Source organism: Erwinia sp. MMLR14_017, assembly GCF_033657285.1.
Lineage (GTDB): Bacteria > Pseudomonadota > Gammaproteobacteria > Enterobacterales > Enterobacteriaceae > Erwinia.
On sequence record NZ_JAWVWP010000011.1, the window covers coordinates 1 to 18549 of the forward strand.

Annotated in this window: 18 protein-coding genes; 1 reads left to right on the forward strand and 17 read right to left on the reverse strand. The window is 52.3% G+C overall.

Features of this window, described 5'->3' with window-relative positions:
- Window positions 1-190: 190 nt before the first annotated feature.
- The 17 genes from SD961_RS16835 to SD961_RS16915 all read right to left on the reverse strand — a co-directional run bounded on the left by SD961_RS16835 (window position 191) and on the right by SD961_RS16915 (window position 16189).
- Window positions 191-952, reverse strand: coding sequence for an amino acid ABC transporter ATP-binding protein (locus tag SD961_RS16835; RefSeq protein WP_318791501.1), 762 nt, complete (start codon window positions 950-952; stop codon window positions 191-193).
- Between the two features lie 8 nt (window positions 953-960).
- The gene (locus tag SD961_RS16840; protein ID WP_318791502.1) at window positions 961-2061 is read right to left on the reverse strand and encodes an amino acid ABC transporter permease; all 1101 of its coding nucleotides are present in this window, start codon (window positions 2059-2061) and stop codon (window positions 961-963) included.
- A gap of 15 nt (window positions 2062-2076) precedes the next feature.
- Window positions 2077-3255, reverse strand: a complete 1179-nt coding sequence (locus SD961_RS16845; RefSeq protein WP_318791503.1) for an amino acid ABC transporter permease — start codon at window positions 3253-3255, stop codon at window positions 2077-2079.
- Window positions 3256-3323: 68 nt separating this feature from the next.
- Window positions 3324-4349, reverse strand: coding sequence for an amino acid ABC transporter substrate-binding protein (locus tag SD961_RS16850; protein ID WP_318791505.1), 1026 nt, complete (start codon window positions 4347-4349; stop codon window positions 3324-3326).
- 346 nt (window positions 4350-4695) lie between these two features.
- Window positions 4696-5616, reverse strand: a complete 921-nt coding sequence (gene lpxP, locus SD961_RS16855) for a kdo(2)-lipid IV(A) palmitoleoyltransferase (RefSeq protein ID WP_318791506.1) — start codon at window positions 5614-5616, stop codon at window positions 4696-4698.
- A gap of 187 nt (window positions 5617-5803) precedes the next feature.
- On the reverse strand, window positions 5804-6100 hold the full coding sequence (gene fis / locus SD961_RS16860; protein WP_000462905.1) for a DNA-binding transcriptional regulator Fis: 297 nt from the start codon (window positions 6098-6100) through the stop codon (window positions 5804-5806).
- Between the two features lie 24 nt (window positions 6101-6124).
- A complete protein-coding gene (dusB, locus tag SD961_RS16865) occupies window positions 6125-7090 on the reverse strand; it encodes a tRNA dihydrouridine synthase DusB (protein ID WP_412916697.1) in 966 nt (321 codons plus the stop codon).
- A 313-nt stretch (window positions 7091-7403) separates the two neighbouring features.
- Window positions 7404-8141: a carbonic anhydrase family protein gene (locus tag SD961_RS16870; RefSeq protein WP_318791507.1), complete on the reverse strand. Its 738-nt coding sequence runs from the start codon at window positions 8139-8141 to the stop codon at window positions 7404-7406.
- A 130-nt stretch (window positions 8142-8271) separates the two neighbouring features.
- Window positions 8272-9153 carry a 50S ribosomal protein L11 methyltransferase gene (prmA, locus tag SD961_RS16875; RefSeq protein ID WP_318791508.1) on the reverse strand — a complete coding sequence of 294 codons (882 nt, stop codon included), beginning with the start codon at window positions 9151-9153 and terminating at the stop codon, window positions 8272-8274.
- Between the two features lie 11 nt (window positions 9154-9164).
- Entirely contained in the window at window positions 9165-10619 is a 1455-nt protein-coding gene (gene panF / locus SD961_RS16880) for a sodium/pantothenate symporter (RefSeq protein ID WP_318791509.1), read from the reverse strand.
- Window positions 10616-10852, reverse strand: coding sequence for a YhdT family protein (locus SD961_RS16885; protein WP_318791510.1), 237 nt, complete (start codon window positions 10850-10852; stop codon window positions 10616-10618). Before SD961_RS16885 ends, panF begins: the two co-directional genes overlap by 4 nt.
- Window positions 10853-10923: 71 nt before the next feature.
- Window positions 10924-12273 (reverse strand): acetyl-CoA carboxylase biotin carboxylase subunit, encoded by a 1350-nt coding sequence (gene accC / locus SD961_RS16890; RefSeq protein WP_318791511.1) that lies wholly within the window; start codon window positions 12271-12273, stop codon window positions 10924-10926.
- A gap of 11 nt (window positions 12274-12284) precedes the next feature.
- The gene (accB, locus tag SD961_RS16895) at window positions 12285-12752 is read right to left on the reverse strand and encodes an acetyl-CoA carboxylase biotin carboxyl carrier protein (protein ID WP_318791512.1); all 468 of its coding nucleotides are present in this window, start codon (window positions 12750-12752) and stop codon (window positions 12285-12287) included.
- A gap of 21 nt (window positions 12753-12773) precedes the next feature.
- Window positions 12774-13226, reverse strand: coding sequence for a type II 3-dehydroquinate dehydratase (aroQ, locus tag SD961_RS16900; RefSeq protein ID WP_318791513.1), 453 nt, complete (start codon window positions 13224-13226; stop codon window positions 12774-12776).
- Between the two features lie 239 nt (window positions 13227-13465).
- Window positions 13466-14068, reverse strand: coding sequence for a protein-methionine-sulfoxide reductase heme-binding subunit MsrQ (gene msrQ / locus SD961_RS16905; protein WP_318791514.1), 603 nt, complete (start codon window positions 14066-14068; stop codon window positions 13466-13468).
- Entirely contained in the window at window positions 14068-15072 is a 1005-nt protein-coding gene (gene msrP / locus SD961_RS16910; RefSeq protein WP_318791515.1) for a protein-methionine-sulfoxide reductase catalytic subunit MsrP, read from the reverse strand. Before msrP ends, msrQ begins: the two co-directional genes overlap by 1 nt.
- 139 nt (window positions 15073-15211) lie before the next feature.
- On the reverse strand, window positions 15212-16189 hold the full coding sequence (locus SD961_RS16915) for an MDR family oxidoreductase (protein ID WP_318791516.1): 978 nt from the start codon (window positions 16187-16189) through the stop codon (window positions 15212-15214).
- Between the two features lie 212 nt (window positions 16190-16401).
- Here SD961_RS16915 and csrD point away from each other — a divergent pair, with 212 nt between their 5' ends.
- A complete protein-coding gene (csrD, locus tag SD961_RS16920) occupies window positions 16402-18351 on the forward strand; it encodes an RNase E specificity factor CsrD (RefSeq protein WP_318791517.1) in 1950 nt (649 codons plus the stop codon).
- Window positions 18352-18549 lie beyond the last annotated feature (198 nt).

An 18549-nucleotide genomic window follows, 5' to 3' on the forward strand; every position in this document is an offset into this window, starting at 1 on the left:
GCGGCGTTACCGCAGGTAAAACCGGAGAGCGTTGCAGACGCGGCGTGATGCCCACCGGCGCGGAAGAAGAAAGAAAAGGGCCCCGCGCTGACGCACGGGGCCCTTTTTTATTGCCATGTTGCATGTATAAAAAAGCCCCGACACTATGTCGGGGCTGGTTTTACGAAGCGCTTTGGTAAGGTTATCTCCCTTAGTGAATAACCTGGGAGAGGAAAGCGCGGGTACGTTCAGATTTCGGATTGGAGAAGAACTCCTGCGGCGGAGCTTGCTCGACGATCTCGCCCCGATCCATAAAGATCACCCGATCTGCAACAGTACGGGCAAAGCCCATCTCATGCGTTACGCAAAGCATGGTCATACCGTCTTCAGCCAGACCAATCATGGTATCAAGCACTTCTTTCACCATTTCAGGATCCAGAGCTGATGTGGGCTCATCAAACAGCATGATTTTTGGTTTCATACACAGAGAGCGGGCAATCGCCACACGCTGCTGCTGGCCACCCGACAATTGACCGGGAAATTTGTGCGCATGCTCAGCGATACGCACACGCTCCAGGTAATGCATAGCCAGAGCCTCAGCTTCTTTCTTCGGCGTTTTGCGTACCCATATGGGTGCCAGCGTGCAGTTTTGCAGCACGCTTAAGTGGGGGAACAAATTAAAATGCTGAAATACCATGCCGACTTCAGTACGTACCCGCTCAATATTCCGCAAATCGTCGTTCAGATGAATGCCGTCTACCACAATACGGCCTTGTTGATGCTCTTCCAGATGATTGATGCAGCGAATGGTCGTGGACTTTCCTGAGCCGGAAGGGCCACAGAGTACGATGCGCTCACGCGGTTTAACATGCAAATTGATATCTTTCAGCACGTGAAACTGACCGTACCACTTGTTAACGTTCTCGAGTGTAATCATCATTGCGTCGTCAGATTGGGTCATAGTTTGTGTCATTTTAAGCCTCAGTGCGGTGCACGTCCGGTGTGGAAACGCTTCTCCAGATACTGGCTATAGCGCGACATGCTAAAACAGAAAATCCAGTAAACCAGTGCGGCAAAAACGTAGCCTTCTGTAGACATTCCCAGCCATGCAGGGTCCACGGTGGCTTGCTGCACACTGCTGAACAGGTCAAACAGGCCGATGATGATCACCAGGCTGGTATCTTTAAACAGCGCAATAATGGTGTTAACTAAACCAGGGATAACCATTTTCAGCGCCTGTGGCAGAATAACCAGTCCCTGCGTCTTCCAGTAACCGAGCGCCAGTGATTCCGCCGCCTCATACTGACCTTTTGGCAAAGCTTGCAGGCCGCCACGTACCACTTCCGCCACATAGGCTGACTGGAACAGAATGACGCCAACCAATGCGCGGATCAGTTTGTCGATACTGCTTCCTTCAGACATAAACAGCGGCAGCATCACCGAGGACATAAAGAGCACGGTAATCAGCGGCACGCCGCGCCAGAATTCAATAAAGATGATGCAGAGAGAGCGAACCACCGGCATGGTCGAACGTCGACCTAAAGCCAGTAAAATCCCAAGCGGCAGCGCGCCTGCAATGCCTACCGAAGCGATAATCAGCGTCAGCGTTAATCCGCCCCACTGGCGCGTCTCCACGCGTTCCAGACCGAAGAAACCCCCGTACAGCAAAAGCCAGACTATTATCGGATAGGCCACAACCCAGACGGCAATATAGAGTCCCCGGCGGGGCAGGCTTTTCAGGAACATGGGAACAATCGAAGCGAGGCCAATAATCAGTGCCAGATTGATGCGCCAGCGCAGCTCATGAGGATAAAGCCCGTACATAAACTGGCCAAAGCGGGCATGGATAAACACCCAACATGCACCCTCTTTTGTACAATCTGCACGCGTGGTTCCGAACCAGTTAGCCTGGAAAATCAGCCAGTTGAGGGCGGGAGGGATCACCGCCCAGATCACCCAGAGACAGAACAGCGTTAGCAGGGAGTTACCCCAGCTTGAGAACAGATTTTTTCTTGCCCAGCGGACGGTGCGGGAAAACGCGTTGGTCGGCACCGGCGGGGTTTCATGCGTAGCTAAAGTCATAATGATCCCCTTCCCTTAACGCTCAATCAGACGGATTTTGCGGTTATAAATATTCATTAACAGCGAAATCAGCAGGCTGATAATCAGATAGACCCCCATGGTAATAGCGATAGTCTCGATTGCCTGGCCGGTCTGGTTCAGTACCGTTCCCGCAAACAGCGAAACCATATCGGGATAGCCAATTGCTGCGGCGAGCGAGGAGTTCTTCACAATGTTCAGGTACTGGCTGGTCAGCGGCGGAATAATCACCCGCATAGCCTGCGGAATGATCACCTGGCGCAGCGTAACGGGATTAGGCAAGCCTAACGAACGTGCGGCTTCATGCTGACCGTATGGCACTGACTGGATACCGGAGCGGATAACTTCAGCAATAAACGACGACGTATAGATGGAGAGCGCCAGCGTCAGAGCCGCCAGTTCAGGGATCAGGGCAAACCCTCCGCGGAAGTTAAAGCCGCGCAGCTGAGGTACATCCCAATGCATGGCCGCACCGAAGGTGAAATGCGCAATCAGCGGGAAGAGGATCAGCATCATAACGGTCACTGGCCAGGTCCGGCGCAGTTGTCCCGTTTTCAACTGATATGCCCGGTTATAACGAAACAGGGCCAGGGTTCCAGCTATCGCTAACAGCACGGCAATTACAAAAGGCCAGGTGCCTGGAGCATACTCAGGCCATGGAATATAGAGTCCCCGGTTACTGACGAAAGCTAAATCAAACGCATTTACGGCCTGACGCGGCCCCGGCAAATTGCGCAATACAGCAAAGTACCAGAAGAAAATTTGCAGCAATGGCGGGATGTTGCGGAAGGTTTCGATGTAGATATTAGAGATTTTCCGCAGCAGCCAGTTATCTGACAAACGCGCAAGGCCAATAAAGAAGCCCAGAAAGGAGGCAAAAACGATACAGAGTGCAGAGACCAGCAGCGTATTAGTTAAACCGACGAGGAATACCCGAGCGTAAGTGTCACCCTCTGTATACTCGATTAAGTGCTGAACAATACCAAAGCCAGCGCTACGTTCAAGGAAGCCAAAACCGGAAGTTATGCCGCGGTTTGCCAGGTTAAGCACGGTATTATGAACCAGATACCCTGCCACACCTAAAACAACGACAATCGCAATGATCTGGTACAGCCAGGCGCGCACCGCAGGATTGCTGAATGAAAAATCCCTTTTTACGGTTGGGCGTTGAGACATGTTAAAACCTCAGTGACGACAATTCTGACGAAGGCGCCAGCGAACCGGCGCCCTGTTAACGGAAGGAATTAACGCACTGGCGGAGCGTACTGAATGCCGCCTTTGTTCCAGAGGGCGTTCTGACCACGGGCAATTTTCAGCTGGCTGTCTTTACCAACGTTACGGTCAAAGACTTCCTGATAGTTACCAACCTGTTTAACGATGTTATAGGCCCATTTGTTGTCCAGCTTCAGATCTTTACCGAAGTCGCCTTCAGAACCTAACAGGTGAGCCATATCAGGCGTGGTAGGTTTGGCTGCCATCTGATCAACGTTTTTCGAGGTAATCCCCATCTCTTCTGCGTTCAGCATAGCGAACAGAGACCATTTCACGATGGTGAACCAGTCATCATCACCACGACGCACCACAGGCCCTAAAGGTTCTTTAGAAATCACTTCTGGCAGAACGATAAATTCGTTTGGCTTGCCGAGTTTGATACGCAATGCGTAGAGCTGCGACTGGTCAGAGGCCAGCGTATCACAGCGGCCGGTATCCAGCGCTTTAGCGGATTCGTCAGAACGATCGAAGGTGACCGGGGTGTACTGCATATTATTGGCTTTAAAGTAGTCCGCCACGTTCAGCTCAGTATCCGTACCGGCCTGAATGCAAACGGTTGCGCCATCAAGCTCTTTGGCGCTTTTAAGGCCTGCTTTCTGATGTGTCAGGAAACCGATGCCGTCATAGTAATTTACGCCAGCAAAAATGAAGCCCATGCCGCCATCGCGGGCAGAGGTCCAGGTGGTGTTACGGGAAAGAATGTCCACTTCGCCAGACTGCAGTGCGGTGAAACGCTCTTTTGCAGTCAGTGGGGTATATTTCACTTTATTCGCATCACCAAACACGGCCGCTGCTGCCGCACGACAAACATCCACGTCGATGCCGCTGAATTTGCCGCTGGCGTCCGCAAAGGAGAAACCAGGAAGACCATCACTGATACCGCACTGAACAAAGCCTTTCTTTTTAATGGCATCCAGGGTGGCGCCGGCGTGAGCCTGATTCGCAACTGCAAACAGCGCTGCAGCGGCAACCAAAGTGGAGAGCATCATTTTTTTCATAAAGCATCCTGTGTGGCGAAATCGTTTTTATGTTTAACGCACGCTGTGGTGCACTTTTCCTGTCTGTGGCAAGAAGCCATCCACGACACTGCAAAGGTAATGCCAAACTTGCAGAGTCCTGAATTTGTTGGAAAGGTTTGCTTATAATTCGAAGCATTTGGAAAGTTTGCTTAATATCGCGCACTACAGGGGGGCAAAAACAGGTGGGACGGTCACAAATGGTGCAACTTGTTTCACTATATGAAAGCAATGTGAGCAAAAGCTTGGTTTATGTTTCAGGATTGTTAAAGTTGGCATAATGGCCCAGCTCAGAAGCGAGCCGGACCACAACTATGACAAGAAGGGATCAATAAAGAGAATTTGCCCCATCCGGGCGGGTTTTAAAACGGCGATGGAGCCACATGTATTGATTGGGCGCGCGCATAATTTCACGCTCAATAACCTTATTCATATAGGCTGCTGCCTGCTGCTCATCCCCGATAGGGTACTCCTTGAGCTCTGGTTGGATAACCAACTCGTAGCCACTGCCATCCTCATTACGGATCAGGACTACGGTAATCATTGCCGGTTTGGCCATACGGGCAATCATCCATGTTCCGCTGGTGGTGGCCGCCTGTGGAACGGCAAACAGTGGAGCGAAAACGCTGCCTTTAGGACCATAGTCCTGGTCCGGGGCAAACCAGACGGCCTCGCCCTGTTTCAACGCCTGAACCATTCCACGCAGATCGCGACGGTTAATCATCGCTTTGTTAGAACGCATGCGGCCTTTAGTCTGCACCCACTCCATTAATTTATTATTGTGCGGGCGGTACATCGCCATCATTGGCTGGCAAAGCCCCATCGCCCGTCCACCCAGTTCGAGGGACATAAAATGGACGCCAATGATCAGGGCGCCACGGCCTTCTTGCTGCGCCGCTTTAAGATTATGCAGACCGTTGACCGTAAACCAGCGTTTAACACGACTGTCCGACCAGAACCAGGCCATGCCCGTTTCTAACAGTCCCATACCCAGGGATTCGAAATTTTTCACAATCCGGGCTTCAAGCTGATCGGCAGGCATATCAGGAAAGCAGAGTTCAAGATTACGGCGAGTAATGCGGATGCGGCGTTTCAGAAAACGCATCGAAGTGCGGCCCATCCAGGTTCCCAGCTTTTGCAGCAGCGGAAAAGGCAGTTGGACCAGCAAAAAAAGAAAACCCACTCCTGCCCATGTTATCCAGTAACGTGGGTGCAGTAAGCTGCGGTTGAAACTCGGGGAAGACTTCATAGTTCTCTCTTTTGCATGCATAGGATATGTAGCGCAGCAGGACGCGATACATAACTCTGACAACTTTATTGGCAGGAAGTTGAGCCTGGTGCTGCTGATTTACACAATCAAGACAATTCTGCTCGTGCAGAGGATATAAAAAAGGCGCTAACAGTACGGTAGCGCCTCCATCACAATGAACCGAAACTTAGTTCATGCCGTATTTTTTCAGTTTTTTACGCAGTGTACCACGGTTGATGCCCATCATCAGGGCCGCACGGGTCTGGTTGCCACGGGTGTATTGCATCACCATGTCCAACAAAGGCTGTTCTACTTCAGCCAGTACCAGCTCATACAGGTCATTCACATCCTGACCATTCAGTTGAGCAAAATAGTTCTTCAGTGCCTGTTTGACCGAATCACGCAGTGGCTTTTGAGTCACCTGATCCTGTGAGTTTACGGTAGATACGGTCAGTACGTCAGAATTTACGCGTTGTTCGAACATAGTTCTGTCAGCTCTTTATTTCTATTAGGCAAGTTTTTCGAAGTATGCTTCCAACGCCTCCAGCTGTTCGCTGGCATCCTCTATGGCGTTGAATGTGCGCCGAAACTGGTCGTTTGGGGCGTGCTCCTGCAGATACCAGGAGACGTGCTTCCGGGCAATACGGTATCCCTTGCGATGACCATAAAAGTCGTGCAGTTCCCGTAGGTGCCCGATGAGCAAGTGCTTAACCTCAGCCAGTGGCATCGGTGCCAGCAGCTCCCCAGTGTCCAGATAATACTGGATTTCCCGGAAGATCCACGGTCTTCCCTGAGCCGCACGTCCTATCATCAGGGCATCTGCCCCCGTATAGTCGAGTACGGCTCTGGCTTTATGCGGGTCAGTGATGTCACCATTCGCGATAACGGGAATAGAGACATTCTGCTTAACTGTCCGAATGCTGTCATATTCAGCTTCACCGTTGAACAAACACGCGCGAGTGCGTCCGTGAATGGTCAGGGCCTGAATACCGCAGCGTTCAGCCAATTGGGCAATCTCAACACAATTACGGTTTTCTGGATCCCAGCCGGTACGAATCTTCAGCGTAACAGGGACGTCAACTGCATTCACTACCGCAGAGAGGATAGATTTCACCAACTCTGGGTGTTGCAACAGGGCCGACCCCGCCAGTTTGCGATTCACCTTTTTTGCCGGGCATCCCATATTGATGTCAATAACCTGCGCGCCAGATGCAGCATTGATGCGCGCGGCTTCCGCCATCTCATGAGGGTCACAGCCGGCAATTTGCACGGTACGAATACCGGGCTCATCACTGTGAACCATACGCAACCGGGATTTGTCCGTGGCCCAAACTTCAGGGTTTGATGACAACATCTCAGATACGGTCATACCAGCGCCCATTGCATAACAAAGCGTCCGGAAAGGCCTGTCGGTTATCCCGGCCATTGGTGCTGCAATCAGACGATTACGAAGCTGGTGGTTTCCTATGCGCATGAAAAAAAAGTGACCATAGTGTGTCCGCAAGGCGGCGTATATTACGCATTTTTTAGCGAAGATGAAAGGCCAAACTTTGAACAATCAGGAAGAAAAAGGATGAGAAGAGTATCGTAACAGAGGGAAAAGGGTGAATAATCATAATTATCATTGTGTTAGAGTGAAACGATAAATCCGTAAGCAAGTTTTTCTTTTTTTTGTGACTCACTTAACAACATAAATACCATAACTTAACCCCTTAAACGGAACAACTTATCGTCGGTTCATCAGCAAAAGAGAGGGCAACAGAGAAAGTTCTGCGTTGCCCGGTTTTTTATTCGACGATGAGGCGTCCATGTAAAGGTTGCAGCGGACGATTATTGCTTTGTTTTAATTGCCGCTGGAACTGTTGTAACTGCTTCTGAGAAAGAGTGGCCGTTTCTTTCATTACCAGCCAGCGAACGCCTTCCGTACAAGGTGGTGTAGTCAACGAGCCGCTGAAACGGTAGTAATGTTTGTCTGACGGGAACAGTGCGGCAAGGTTTACGGATTTTTTGAGCACCTCTGTCTCATTAATTTTTGGCGGAATTGCGGCCAGAAGAGGATCGAGCGCGCTATTTTTGTCGCCAGGCTCAAACATAACGGCAACAACAGCTAGCTCACCTTGAGCGTTGGCATGCACAAAATGCGCCTCTAAAGGAAAAGCTTTTCCGTTAATGTGGTTCTCACCTGGCGTATGGAAATGGAACTGCATCAACTTAAAGTCTTCATTATCCAGTACAAAATCATCGCTGTCGTTCACGGTAATTTGAATGGTATGACCATTATTAACGATTGACTCAGTATCGGTATGGAAGTTGATTTCCAACGGAGGGAGCCTGGCATCGACAAGGTTTTTAATATCGACTGGGGACTGAAACTGGCCATTTTTACAGGTCTGAAATTGTTCACTTAACTCACCCCAATGGTCTGGAGAAGCCCGCCCTTCATAGGCCCAGTGTGGGGAGGAAGTAGCCAGGGCAGGGAGAGTGGCGGTAAGGGCAAGTAATATAACCAGAGATTTGAATTGCATCTGTAGAGTCTTCCATGAAATGGCCAGCCCTGTGAGGCTGGCACGGATATAACTGGCTGAGCAGCAAAACTATGCTGAATTGAATGTATACCACATTTCAGCGGCACTAAAGTAAAAATAAAATCAGCTATTAAGCTCTTATCCCGGTAATGCGGCACCACTCCTCTTTTTCGGCCACGGCGTCTAAAGTAAAGAGATCCTGATAGGCTTCACAAACGCTTTCAGCCTGGCTGGCCAGTACACCGGAAAGCCCTAAATGGCCCCCTTTCACAGGCAGCACGCTAATCAGCGGAGCCAGTTCACGCAGTGGGCCAGCCAGAATGTTTGCCACCACCACGTCGGCAGTGAGATTTTCAGGCTGCTCATGGGGCAGATAGAGAGAAAGACGCTCAGAAACGCCGTTGCGCTGGGCATTATCCCTGCTGGCCTGGATCGCCTGCGGATCGATATCGATCCCGATAGCGCTGGCGGCGCCAAGCTTAAGGGCGGCAATGGCAAGGATGCCTGAACCACAACCAAAATCGATCACGGTCTTTCCAGCCAGATCCAGGCCATCAAGCCAGGTAAGGCAGAGTGAAGTCGTGGGATGCGTCCCGGTCCCGAAAGCCAGTCCCGGATCCAGCATCACGTTGACCGCATCCGGGTCCGGTACATCACGCCAGCTTGGACAGATCCATAAACGCTGCCCGAAACGCATGGGGTGGAAATTATCCATCCACTCGCGCTCCCAGTCTTTATCTTCTATCTGCTCAATTTTATGAGCGAAGCCATTACCCAGCAGCGGACAAGCCTCAAGGCCAGCGATGACTCCCTCCATATCCGTTTCGGCATCAAACAAGCCTATCGCGTCAGTATCGCCCCACAGCAGCGTTTCGCCAGGGAGAGGCTCGAACACCGGATTATCGTGCGTGTCCTGAAACGTGACCGAGACAGCCCCGTTCTCGATTAGCGCATCGCCCAGCTCTTCTGCCTGGGTGCCGGTGGTGTTAATTTTCATTTGTATCCAGGGCATGGCAATTCTCTTTATCTGACAAAGGTGGAAGTCTGCGCTGAGGGGAGAGCCGCAGGACCAAAACGGTTTCCGATGATGAAGGCGATCAGGCTGATGACCAACGACGGAACGATAGGGTGGAAACCCCAAAGCTGCAGCGAGAAGCTGGCCAGCAGGGTATAGCAGCCGGCACCAAAGAGCATGCTGCTTAGCGCACCGGATGCATTGGCTTTTTCCCAGTATAAACCCAGCACCAGCGGCCAGAGGAACACCGCTTCAAGGCCGCCAAACGCCAGCAGGTTTAGCCAGATAAGCATCTGCGGCGGATTCCAGGCGGCCAGCAGCAGCAGCAGGCCCAGCACAAGGGTGACAATACCGGACAGGCGTTTCAGCAGAGGTTCGTTATCCATCTGCTGTGGCCGCACCCGTAAATAGAGATCCTTTACGATCGTGGCGGAAGATTGCAGCAGCTGAGCATTGATGGTCGACATAATGGCGGCCATCGGCGCGGCAAGAAAGATCCCGGCAGCTATCGGCGGCAGCACGTGGATCATCAGCGTGGGGATGACCTGGTCAGGGATCGCCAGATCGGGCATCACCGCACGGCCAAGCGCGCCAGCAAGATGCATACCAAACATCAGCAGCGTGACGACAATCGTACCGATGATAATTCCGCGATGGACCGCTTTGCTGTCTTTATAGGAGATGCAGCGCACTGCGGTGTGCGGCAGGCCGATCACGCCGAAACAGACCAGTACGGAAAAAGAGGCCAGGAAAGTGGGGCTGAGGATATTGTCAACGCCGCTGGAAGAGACCAGTTGGGGATCGATCTGTTGGAGCTTTTCTACCGCGCTGTGCACGCCACCGGCGGCATGAATAACGGCAAACAGCAGCAGAAACGTACCTGCCAGCATCACCATTCCCTGCATGGCATCATTCAGCACGCTGGCTCTGAAGCCGCCAAATGCGGTATAGAGCGCAATGCTGCCGCCAAAAATAAGCAGCCCCTGATTGTAAGGGATCCCTGCGGCGGTTTCTAACAAACGCGCGCCACCGATAAACTGCACGGTCATTGCGCCGATAAAGGCAATCAGCAGGCTGAGACTGGCAATCCATACCAGCAGCGGGCTGTGATAACGTGCGTAAAGCATGTCGTTAAGCGTAACGGCGTTATAACGTCTCGCCAGAATGGCGAATTTCTTCCCCAGGATCCCTAAGGAGAGCCAGACCGCAGGCACCTGCACCATCGACAGCAGCACCCAGCCAAGACCATATTTGTAAGCCGCACCCGGGCCGCCGATAAAGGAACTGGCGCTGATATAGGTCGTGGTCAGCGTCATCGCCAGCACAAAACCACCCATTGACCGGCTACCCAGGAAATATTCATTCAGGAAGTTGCCTTCGCGGCGTTTGCGCATGGCAAAAACAGAGAGGCCGGCAACCAGCAGCAGATAAGCAATCAGAGGCAGGATGATTTCAAGTTTCACTTTTCATCTTCCAGAGGAATGTCACGGAATACCAGCCTGATCATCAGCCAGCAGAGCAGAATAAACAGCATGGGAACCAGCAGGCAGGCCATTTCAAACCAGTGCGGCAAGCCAGTAATCCCGGGAAGATCGTCCGATAGCCAGCTCGTTGCGGCCCAGGCCGCAAGATAAGCCACGGCGAGCCAGAACGACCAGCGAGCCTCACGATGAGCCTGAACGAAACGCTTGTCCATGTTTCACCTCACCTTACAAACGCAAAGAAAAAGGCCGGTCAGACCGGCCTTTATTCAGAACATCAGGCTAATCAGGTTTCCTGAAGGCCGAGTTTTTTCTCCAGATAGTGGATGTTGGTGCCACCCTGCTGGAAATTCTCGTCATTCATGATCTTCATCTGCAGCTCAACGTTCACTTTGATGCCATCAATGATCAGCTCCGCCAGCGCATTTTTCATGCGGGCGATAGCCACTTCACGGTTTTCACCGTAAGTGATCAGTTTACCAATCATGGAGTCATAGTACGGCGGCACGGTATAACCAGCGTAGATATGAGATTCCCAGCGCACGCCAAAACCACCTGGCGCATGGAAGCGCGTGATTTTGCCAGGGCTTGGCAGGAAAGTGTTTGGATCTTCGGCATTGATACGGCATTCCACCGCATGGCCACGGATCACTACATCTTCCTGCTTGATAGAGAGAGGCTGACCGGCAGCAATACGCAGCTGCTCTTTGATCAGATCAACGCCGGTGATCATCTCGGTAACCGGATGCTCAACCTGAATACGGGTGTTCATCTCAATAAAGTAGAACTCGCCGTTTTCGTACAGGAACTCAAAGGTACCTGCACCGCGGTAGCCGATCTCGATACAGGCTTTAGAGCAGCGTTCGCCAATAAAGCGGCGCATCTCTTCAGTGATGCCTGGCGCAGGTGCTTCTTCCACTACCTTCTGGTGGCGGCGTTGCATAGAGCAGTCACGTTCAGCCAGATAGATGGCGTTGCCCTGACCGTCAGCCAGTACCTGAATCTCGATGTGGCGCGGATTTTCCAGGTACTTCTCCATATAGACCATATCGTTGTTGAAAGCCGCTTTGGCTTCCGCACGGGTCATATTAATGGATTGTTCCAGGTCTTTGTCGTTGCGCACAACGCGCATACCACGACCGCCGCCGCCGCCAGACGCCTTAATGATTACCGGATAGCCGATACGCTTGGCGAAGGCACGGTTTTTTTCCGTGTCATCCGTCAGCGAACCATCAGAGCCGGGTACGGTGGGTACGCCCGCTTTTTTCATGGCGTTGATGGCAGAGACTTTGTCTCCCATCAGGCGAATGGTTTCCGCTTTAGGGCCAATGAAAATGAAACCAGAACGCTCAACCTGCTCGGCAAAGTCCGCATTTTCAGACAGGAAGCCATAACCAGGGTGGATAGCCACCGCACCAGTTATCTCGGCAGCGGAGATAAGAGCAGGGATGTTCAGATAGCTTTTCACTGACTGGGCAGGACCAATACAAACGGTTTCATCTGCCAGCAGCACATGTTTCAAATCGCGGTCCGCGCTTGAATGCACGGCAACAGTTTTAATGCCCAGCTCTTTGCAGGCACGCAAAATGCGCAGCGCGATTTCACCGCGGTTAGCTATTACAATTTTATCCAGCATGGTTCGCCTCGTTATTCGATGACTACCAGCGGCTCGTCAAATTCAACGGGTTGGCCGCTTTCAACCAGAATCGCTTTCACAACGCCGGATTTATCGGCTTCGATCTGGTTCATCATTTTCATCGCTTCAACGATGCACAGAGTGTCACCAGCGTTGACTTTCTGACCCACTTCCACAAACGCTTTAGCGTCCGGGCTTGGGGTGCGGTAGAAAGTGCCAACCATTGGGGAACGTACGATGTGGCCACTGATCTCTGCAGCTGCCGGGGCTTCCATAACAGGTGCGGTTGCCGGTGCAACGGCGTTAGCCAGCGCAGGCTGCTGCATCATTGGCGCAGCATAGTGCTGCATCATCGGGTAGCCAGGATTTGCCGGTGAACGACTGATACGAACAGACTCTTCGCCTTCAGAAATTTCCAGTTCAGAGATGCCTGATTCTTCAACCAGTTCAATCAGTTTTTTTATCTTACGAATATCCATGAGTGTGGTTCCGTACTCTGTTTAATTAGATTGTGACAGACGTTTTACCGCCGTCTGTAAAGCCCAGGAATAACCGTCGACACCAAGTCCACAGATTACGCCGGCAGCAATATCAGAAAGATAAGAATGATGGCGAAACGGCTCGCGAGCATGCACATTCGACAGGTGAACTTCAATGAATGGAATGCTAACGGCCAGCAAGGCATCCCGCAGCGCTACGCTGGTATGGGTAAATGCCGCCGGGTTAATGACGATATAATCGACATTGCCTTTTGCCTCATGAATGCGGTCAATTAACGCATATTCCGCATTGGACTGGAGATGACTCAGCTTCACGTTGAGCGCGTCAGCCTGCGATGACATATCACTGACGATCTCTGCCAGGGTCGTTTTCCCATACTTTTCTGGCTCACGCGTGCCGAGAAGGTTAAGGTTGGGACCGTTTAAGAGCAGTATGTGAAACTTATCAGCCATTGTGCTGCTATCTCCCGCGATAATTGAGGCATCGCACAAAATACATGGGGAAACGCCGTTTGTCACCTTTCCTGGTGAAAATCGGGCCGCATGCCGGTGTAAAGTCGGGCATTATAACGATTTCGTGGCAATTCGCAGCTAAATACTGGTCGTATCAGCGAAGATTATCAACCGCCTGTCGCACAGGAGAGGCGGTTGACTGCAGGATTTGCGGAGCGGCACACACTCTTACGGGAACTTTAACGCAGCCACTGGCGGAATTTTTTATACCGACATGCCAGCAGAATGGCCGCAATAAGCGCATAAATCCACGGTTGAGGCGAGAACGTCTTCACCGACCAGAGATAGTGAATGGGCGCCAGGATCAGCACCAGATAGACGCCATTATGCAGAGTTTGCCAGCGTTTACCTAGCTTGCGCTGTGCTTTCTGGAAGGAGGTGAGCGCCAGGGCCAGCAATACCAGCCAGCTGATAATGCCTAATGTCAGATAAGGTCGGGAGATCAGTTCCGAACCTAACAGCCCTAAATTACTGATGCCTAACTCCAGCACCGAGTAGCTCACCAGATGCAGCGTGGCCCAGGCAAAGCACCACAACCCCAGCAGCCGACGCACACGAATCAGCAAAGGCTGCTTTCCATAACGGGCCAGAGGAGCGATCAACAAGCTGCCGAGCAGAAATTTTAGCGCCATCCGCCCGGTAAAATGTTGAATATCTTTCGCTGGATCGGCGCTGAACCCCCCCTGATCGATCGATAATAGCAACCACAGCAGCGGCAAAAAGCCGGCAAGATGCAGTGCCACCTTCAGGCCGGTAATCTGTTTAGCTGTCAGACGAACCACTAGAAATTCTCCCGCAGATCCAGTCCACGATATAACGAGGCTACCTGCTCGCCATAACCATTAAAGAGTAAGGTTTGCTGGCGTTGCACATCCAGAATGCCGCCAGAGCCGATAAAACGCTCGGTGGCCTGCGACCAGCGAGGGTGATCGACATGGGGGTTAACGTTGCCGTAAAACCCATATTCGTTTGAAGCCAGCTGATTCCATGTCGTTGGCGGCATATCCCTGACCAGAGTAATTTTCACAATGGATTTGATGCCCTTGAAGCCATATTTCCAGGGCACAGTCAGGCGAATCGGTGCGCCGTTTTGCGGCGGTAACTCTTTACCATACACGCCGGTAGAAAGCAGAGTCAGCGGGTGCATAGCCTCATCCAGCCGCAGCCCTTCCACATAGGGATAATCGATCCCGCCGCCGATAAACCGATCCTTCTGGCCTGGCATCTCATCGGGCGCATAAATGGTCTGGAAAGCCACATAGCGTGCATTACTGTTTGGTTCGGCTGCTTTCAGCAGTTTTCCCAGCTCGAAGCCAACCCACGGAATAACCATTGACCAGGCTTCTACGCAACGCATGCGATAGATCCTCTGCTCAAGAGGGAAGCGCTTGTAAATATCATCCATCGACAGGGTCATGGGTTTGGCCACTTCGCCACCAATTTCGATCTTCCAGTCATCGGTTTTCAACGTCCCGGCATTGGCTGCCGGATCGGCTTTATCCAGCCCAAATTCATAGAAATTATTGTAACCCGAGACTTTATCTGCGGGCGTCAGCGCCAGGTCCGCCTGGTACTGTGCAGGTTTGGTAAAATCAAGAGGCTTACCGGCTGGGGCGGCAGGACGGTCGTTACCTTTAAACCAGGAAAGGACGTCAGCGCGGGCAGCCGCAGGCAGGGACAACGCTGCGGCACTAATGCCCAAAGTTTTCAACAGTTCACGCCGGCGGGTGTTAAAAATGCCTTCTGGCGTGACATCGCTTTCAGTGAGTTTATCAACAGGTTTCATCGGGCGGCCTCCAAAGGCACGGTCATATCTTACCTTGAGCATGACGAAAGAGCCGGATTTGCGCGAATTCAGAACCAAAAATGTGAAATTTCCTGGAAGACCCTCCTTCCTTTTCTGACTGCGGAAGGAGGCGAGGGGACTAGCGGATTTTCACCAGCGTGCGGCCGGTAATCTCATTGTTTAACAGCTTAGCGGCGCATTCCGGCACTTCGGCAAGGGAGATTTCCCGCGAGGCCTGCTGATAGAAGGTGTCCGGCAGCGTTTTCACCAGACGTTTCCAGGCTTCTCTTCTTCGGGCTACAGGCGTGCTGACGGAATCAACCCCCTGAAGGCGAACATTACGCAGAATAAAAGGCATCACGGTGGTGGGTAAAGCAAAACCACCAGCCAGTCCACAAGCCGCTACCACGCCGGAATAGTGCATTTGTGCCAGCACGGTTGCCAGAATGCCGCCGCCGGCCGTATCTATCGCGCCTGCCCAGCGTTGCTTATCCAGCGGTCGGGCGTCTCCACTGAAGGCGCTACGCGGAAGAATTTCAGTGGCTCCCAGCGTTTTCAGATACTCATGCGTAGTGTCGCGTCCGCTAACCGCGACCACGCGATAGCCCAGCGCGCTTAACAAGGCGACGGCGGTGCTGCCAACGCCTCCGCTTGCGCCGGTGACTAACACTTCACCACTTTCAGGGGTGATGCCACCCTCTTCGAGCGCCATGACGCAAAGCATAGCGGTGAAGCCAGCGGTGCCGACAATCATCGCTTTGCGGCCATCCAGCCCTTCCGGCACGGGAACCAGCCAGTCAGCTTTAACCCGCGCCTGGTCGGCAAGACCGCCCCAGTGATTTTCGCCAACGCCCCAACCCGTCAGCAAAACGGCCTGGCCTGTATGAAAACGCGGATCTTCGCTGTGATGCACTTTTCCGGCAAAATCAATGCCGGGTACCATCGGAAACTCGCGGATGATTTTCCCTTTGCCGGTGATGGCCAGCGCATCTTTATAGTTCAGGCTTGACCAGTCGATATCCACGGTGACTTCGCCAGCGGGCAGCGCATCAGCGTCCAGCGTTTTAATAGCGGCGAGAGTCTTACCTTGCGATTGTTCAAGGATCAATGCTTGCATGAGAATCTCCTGAAAAATGGAACCAGAAAATAGTATTAAATTCTTACATCACTATACTCCCGATAAGGGAGAGTAAACTGATTACCAGCAAGTAATTACCTTACAGCACGTGATAATTTCTCGGGCGGCCCGCAGAGCGGGATGGAGATAACGTTATACTGCTGACTGAAAACGCAAATGCCGTTATTCAGAAGCAGTCAATGGACACAGGGATGCGATTAACCACCAAACTTTCGACGATGATTACCCTGATGAGCGCACTGGCGATGTTACTGATGCTGGTGGGCTGCGTTATGAGTTTTTTTTACCTGAGTACCCAGCGAGCGGAACATCGGCTGGAAATGATGGCCGAAGATGTGGATACGGCGCTGGCGTCAGAGTCACCTGAGCAGGTCGCGCAGTGGTTGAGCAGAGTGATGGGGCCGCTGCAAATTGTCCGGTTAGAGTTAAAAGAGGGGGAGAATACCCGGCTGGCCATCGCGCATCATCAGGAACCGGTTCTGGATGATGAGCCTAATCAGTATCGTATCACCGTTCTGCCGCTGCAAAATAACTCCCGTTACTCCCTTAACATTCAGTGGGTCGATTCCACCAAAACCTGGCTGAAGTCATTTATTGGCGCCTCAATCCTCAGCGTGGTTGTGACCGTTGTGACAATCATGACCGCCATCCTGTTTGTGACCCACCGCTGGTTAAACCGTCAGCTCGAGGGTATGGAGCGCCTTGAGTTCAGGGCCGGAAAAATTGTGAAGGGGGAGAGAGAGACGGTAAAACCGGGATCTGTTCATGAATGGCCACCGAAAGCCAGCAGCGCAATTGACCTGCTGCTGGCCGATCTTCAGGAAGCGGGGGAGCAGCGCTCGCGTCTTGATACCTTGATCCGGGCTTTTGCTGCGCAGGATGCGAAGACGGGTCTTAGCAACCGCCTCTTTTTCGATAATCAGCTGGCTACCATGCTGGAAGATACCGAGACGGGCGGCGTCCACGGCATGGTGATGATGATCCGTCTGCCAGACTTCGATACCTTGCGGGATAACTGGGGACACAACCAGACCAAAGATTACCTTTATGCGTTGGTGAATCTGCTTTCAACCTTCGTATTACGCTACCCAGGCGCGCTGTTGGCCCGCTATTTCCGCAGTGATTTTGCCGTGCTGCTTCCACACCGTAGCCTGAAGGATGCTGACAGCATCGCTTCGCAGCTGATCAAAGCTGTTGACGCGCTTCCCCCCACCCGAATGTTGGATCGTGAAGATATGATCCATATCGGCATTAGCGCCTGGCGCAGCGGGCAGGCTACGCAACAGGTTATGGAGAATGTGGAGCTGGCTACGCGTCATGCGGCTTTGCTGGGGGGTAATAACTGGTCACTGGGTGAAGCGCCGCAGCAGGAATTTGCCCGTGGCAGCGTCAAATGGCGCACGCTACTGGAAAATACGCTACAGCGGGGTGGGCCAAGATTATATCAGAAGCCCGCCGTAAGGCGGGATGGCACGGTCCATCATCGGGAGCTAATGCCGAGGATCTTTGATGGTGAGAAAGAGCTGCTCTCAGCGGAATATTTGCCCTTTATCCAGCAGTTAGGCATGGCCGAAGGGTATGACCGTCTGCTGGTGACGCGGATTATAGCGCTGCTGGCTCTCTGGCCGGAAGAGACGCTGACGATCCCGCTCACCGTTGACGCTTTATTGCAGCGGCCTTTCCAAATCTGGCTCCGGGATATGCTGCTGCAATGCACTAAATTACAAAGAAAACGCATTTTATTTGAACTTGCTGAAGCAGATGTGTGTCAACACATCAGCCGTTTGGGTTCTGCCTTTCGACTGCTGAAGGGTTTTGGCTGTCGGATTGCGGTTAACCAGGCCGGGTTAACGGTAGTGAGCACGGCCTATATCCGACAGTTCGAAGTGGAGCTGATCAAACTGCATCCGGCACTGGTCAGGAATATTGAGCGCCGCACCGAGAATCAGCTCTTTGTCAGGAGTTTGTTAGAGAGTTGTACCCGGACATCCACTCAGGTTTTTGCTGCGGGCGTCCGTACCAGAACCGAGTGGCAACTCCTTATGGAACTAGGCGTGGCGGGCGGTCAGGGGGAATTTGTTGCGTCTTCGCAACCGCTTGACAGCCGCGTGAAAAAATATTCGCAAAGATATCAAGTTTAATCTGCCGTTGTGCTGGAATTCACGTAGAATACCCGCGCGGCTGTGGTGCCGGCATGGGGCTTCTGGTCTGCCAGTAACCCGAAACATGGTAAATATTATGTACGTTATGTCCTTCTGTCAGCCCTGAATACTGCGTGCAAGGCCTGAGTCAGGCTGATTGATTCGCCCATATTTCAAACGACTGACGAAAAAGTGAGA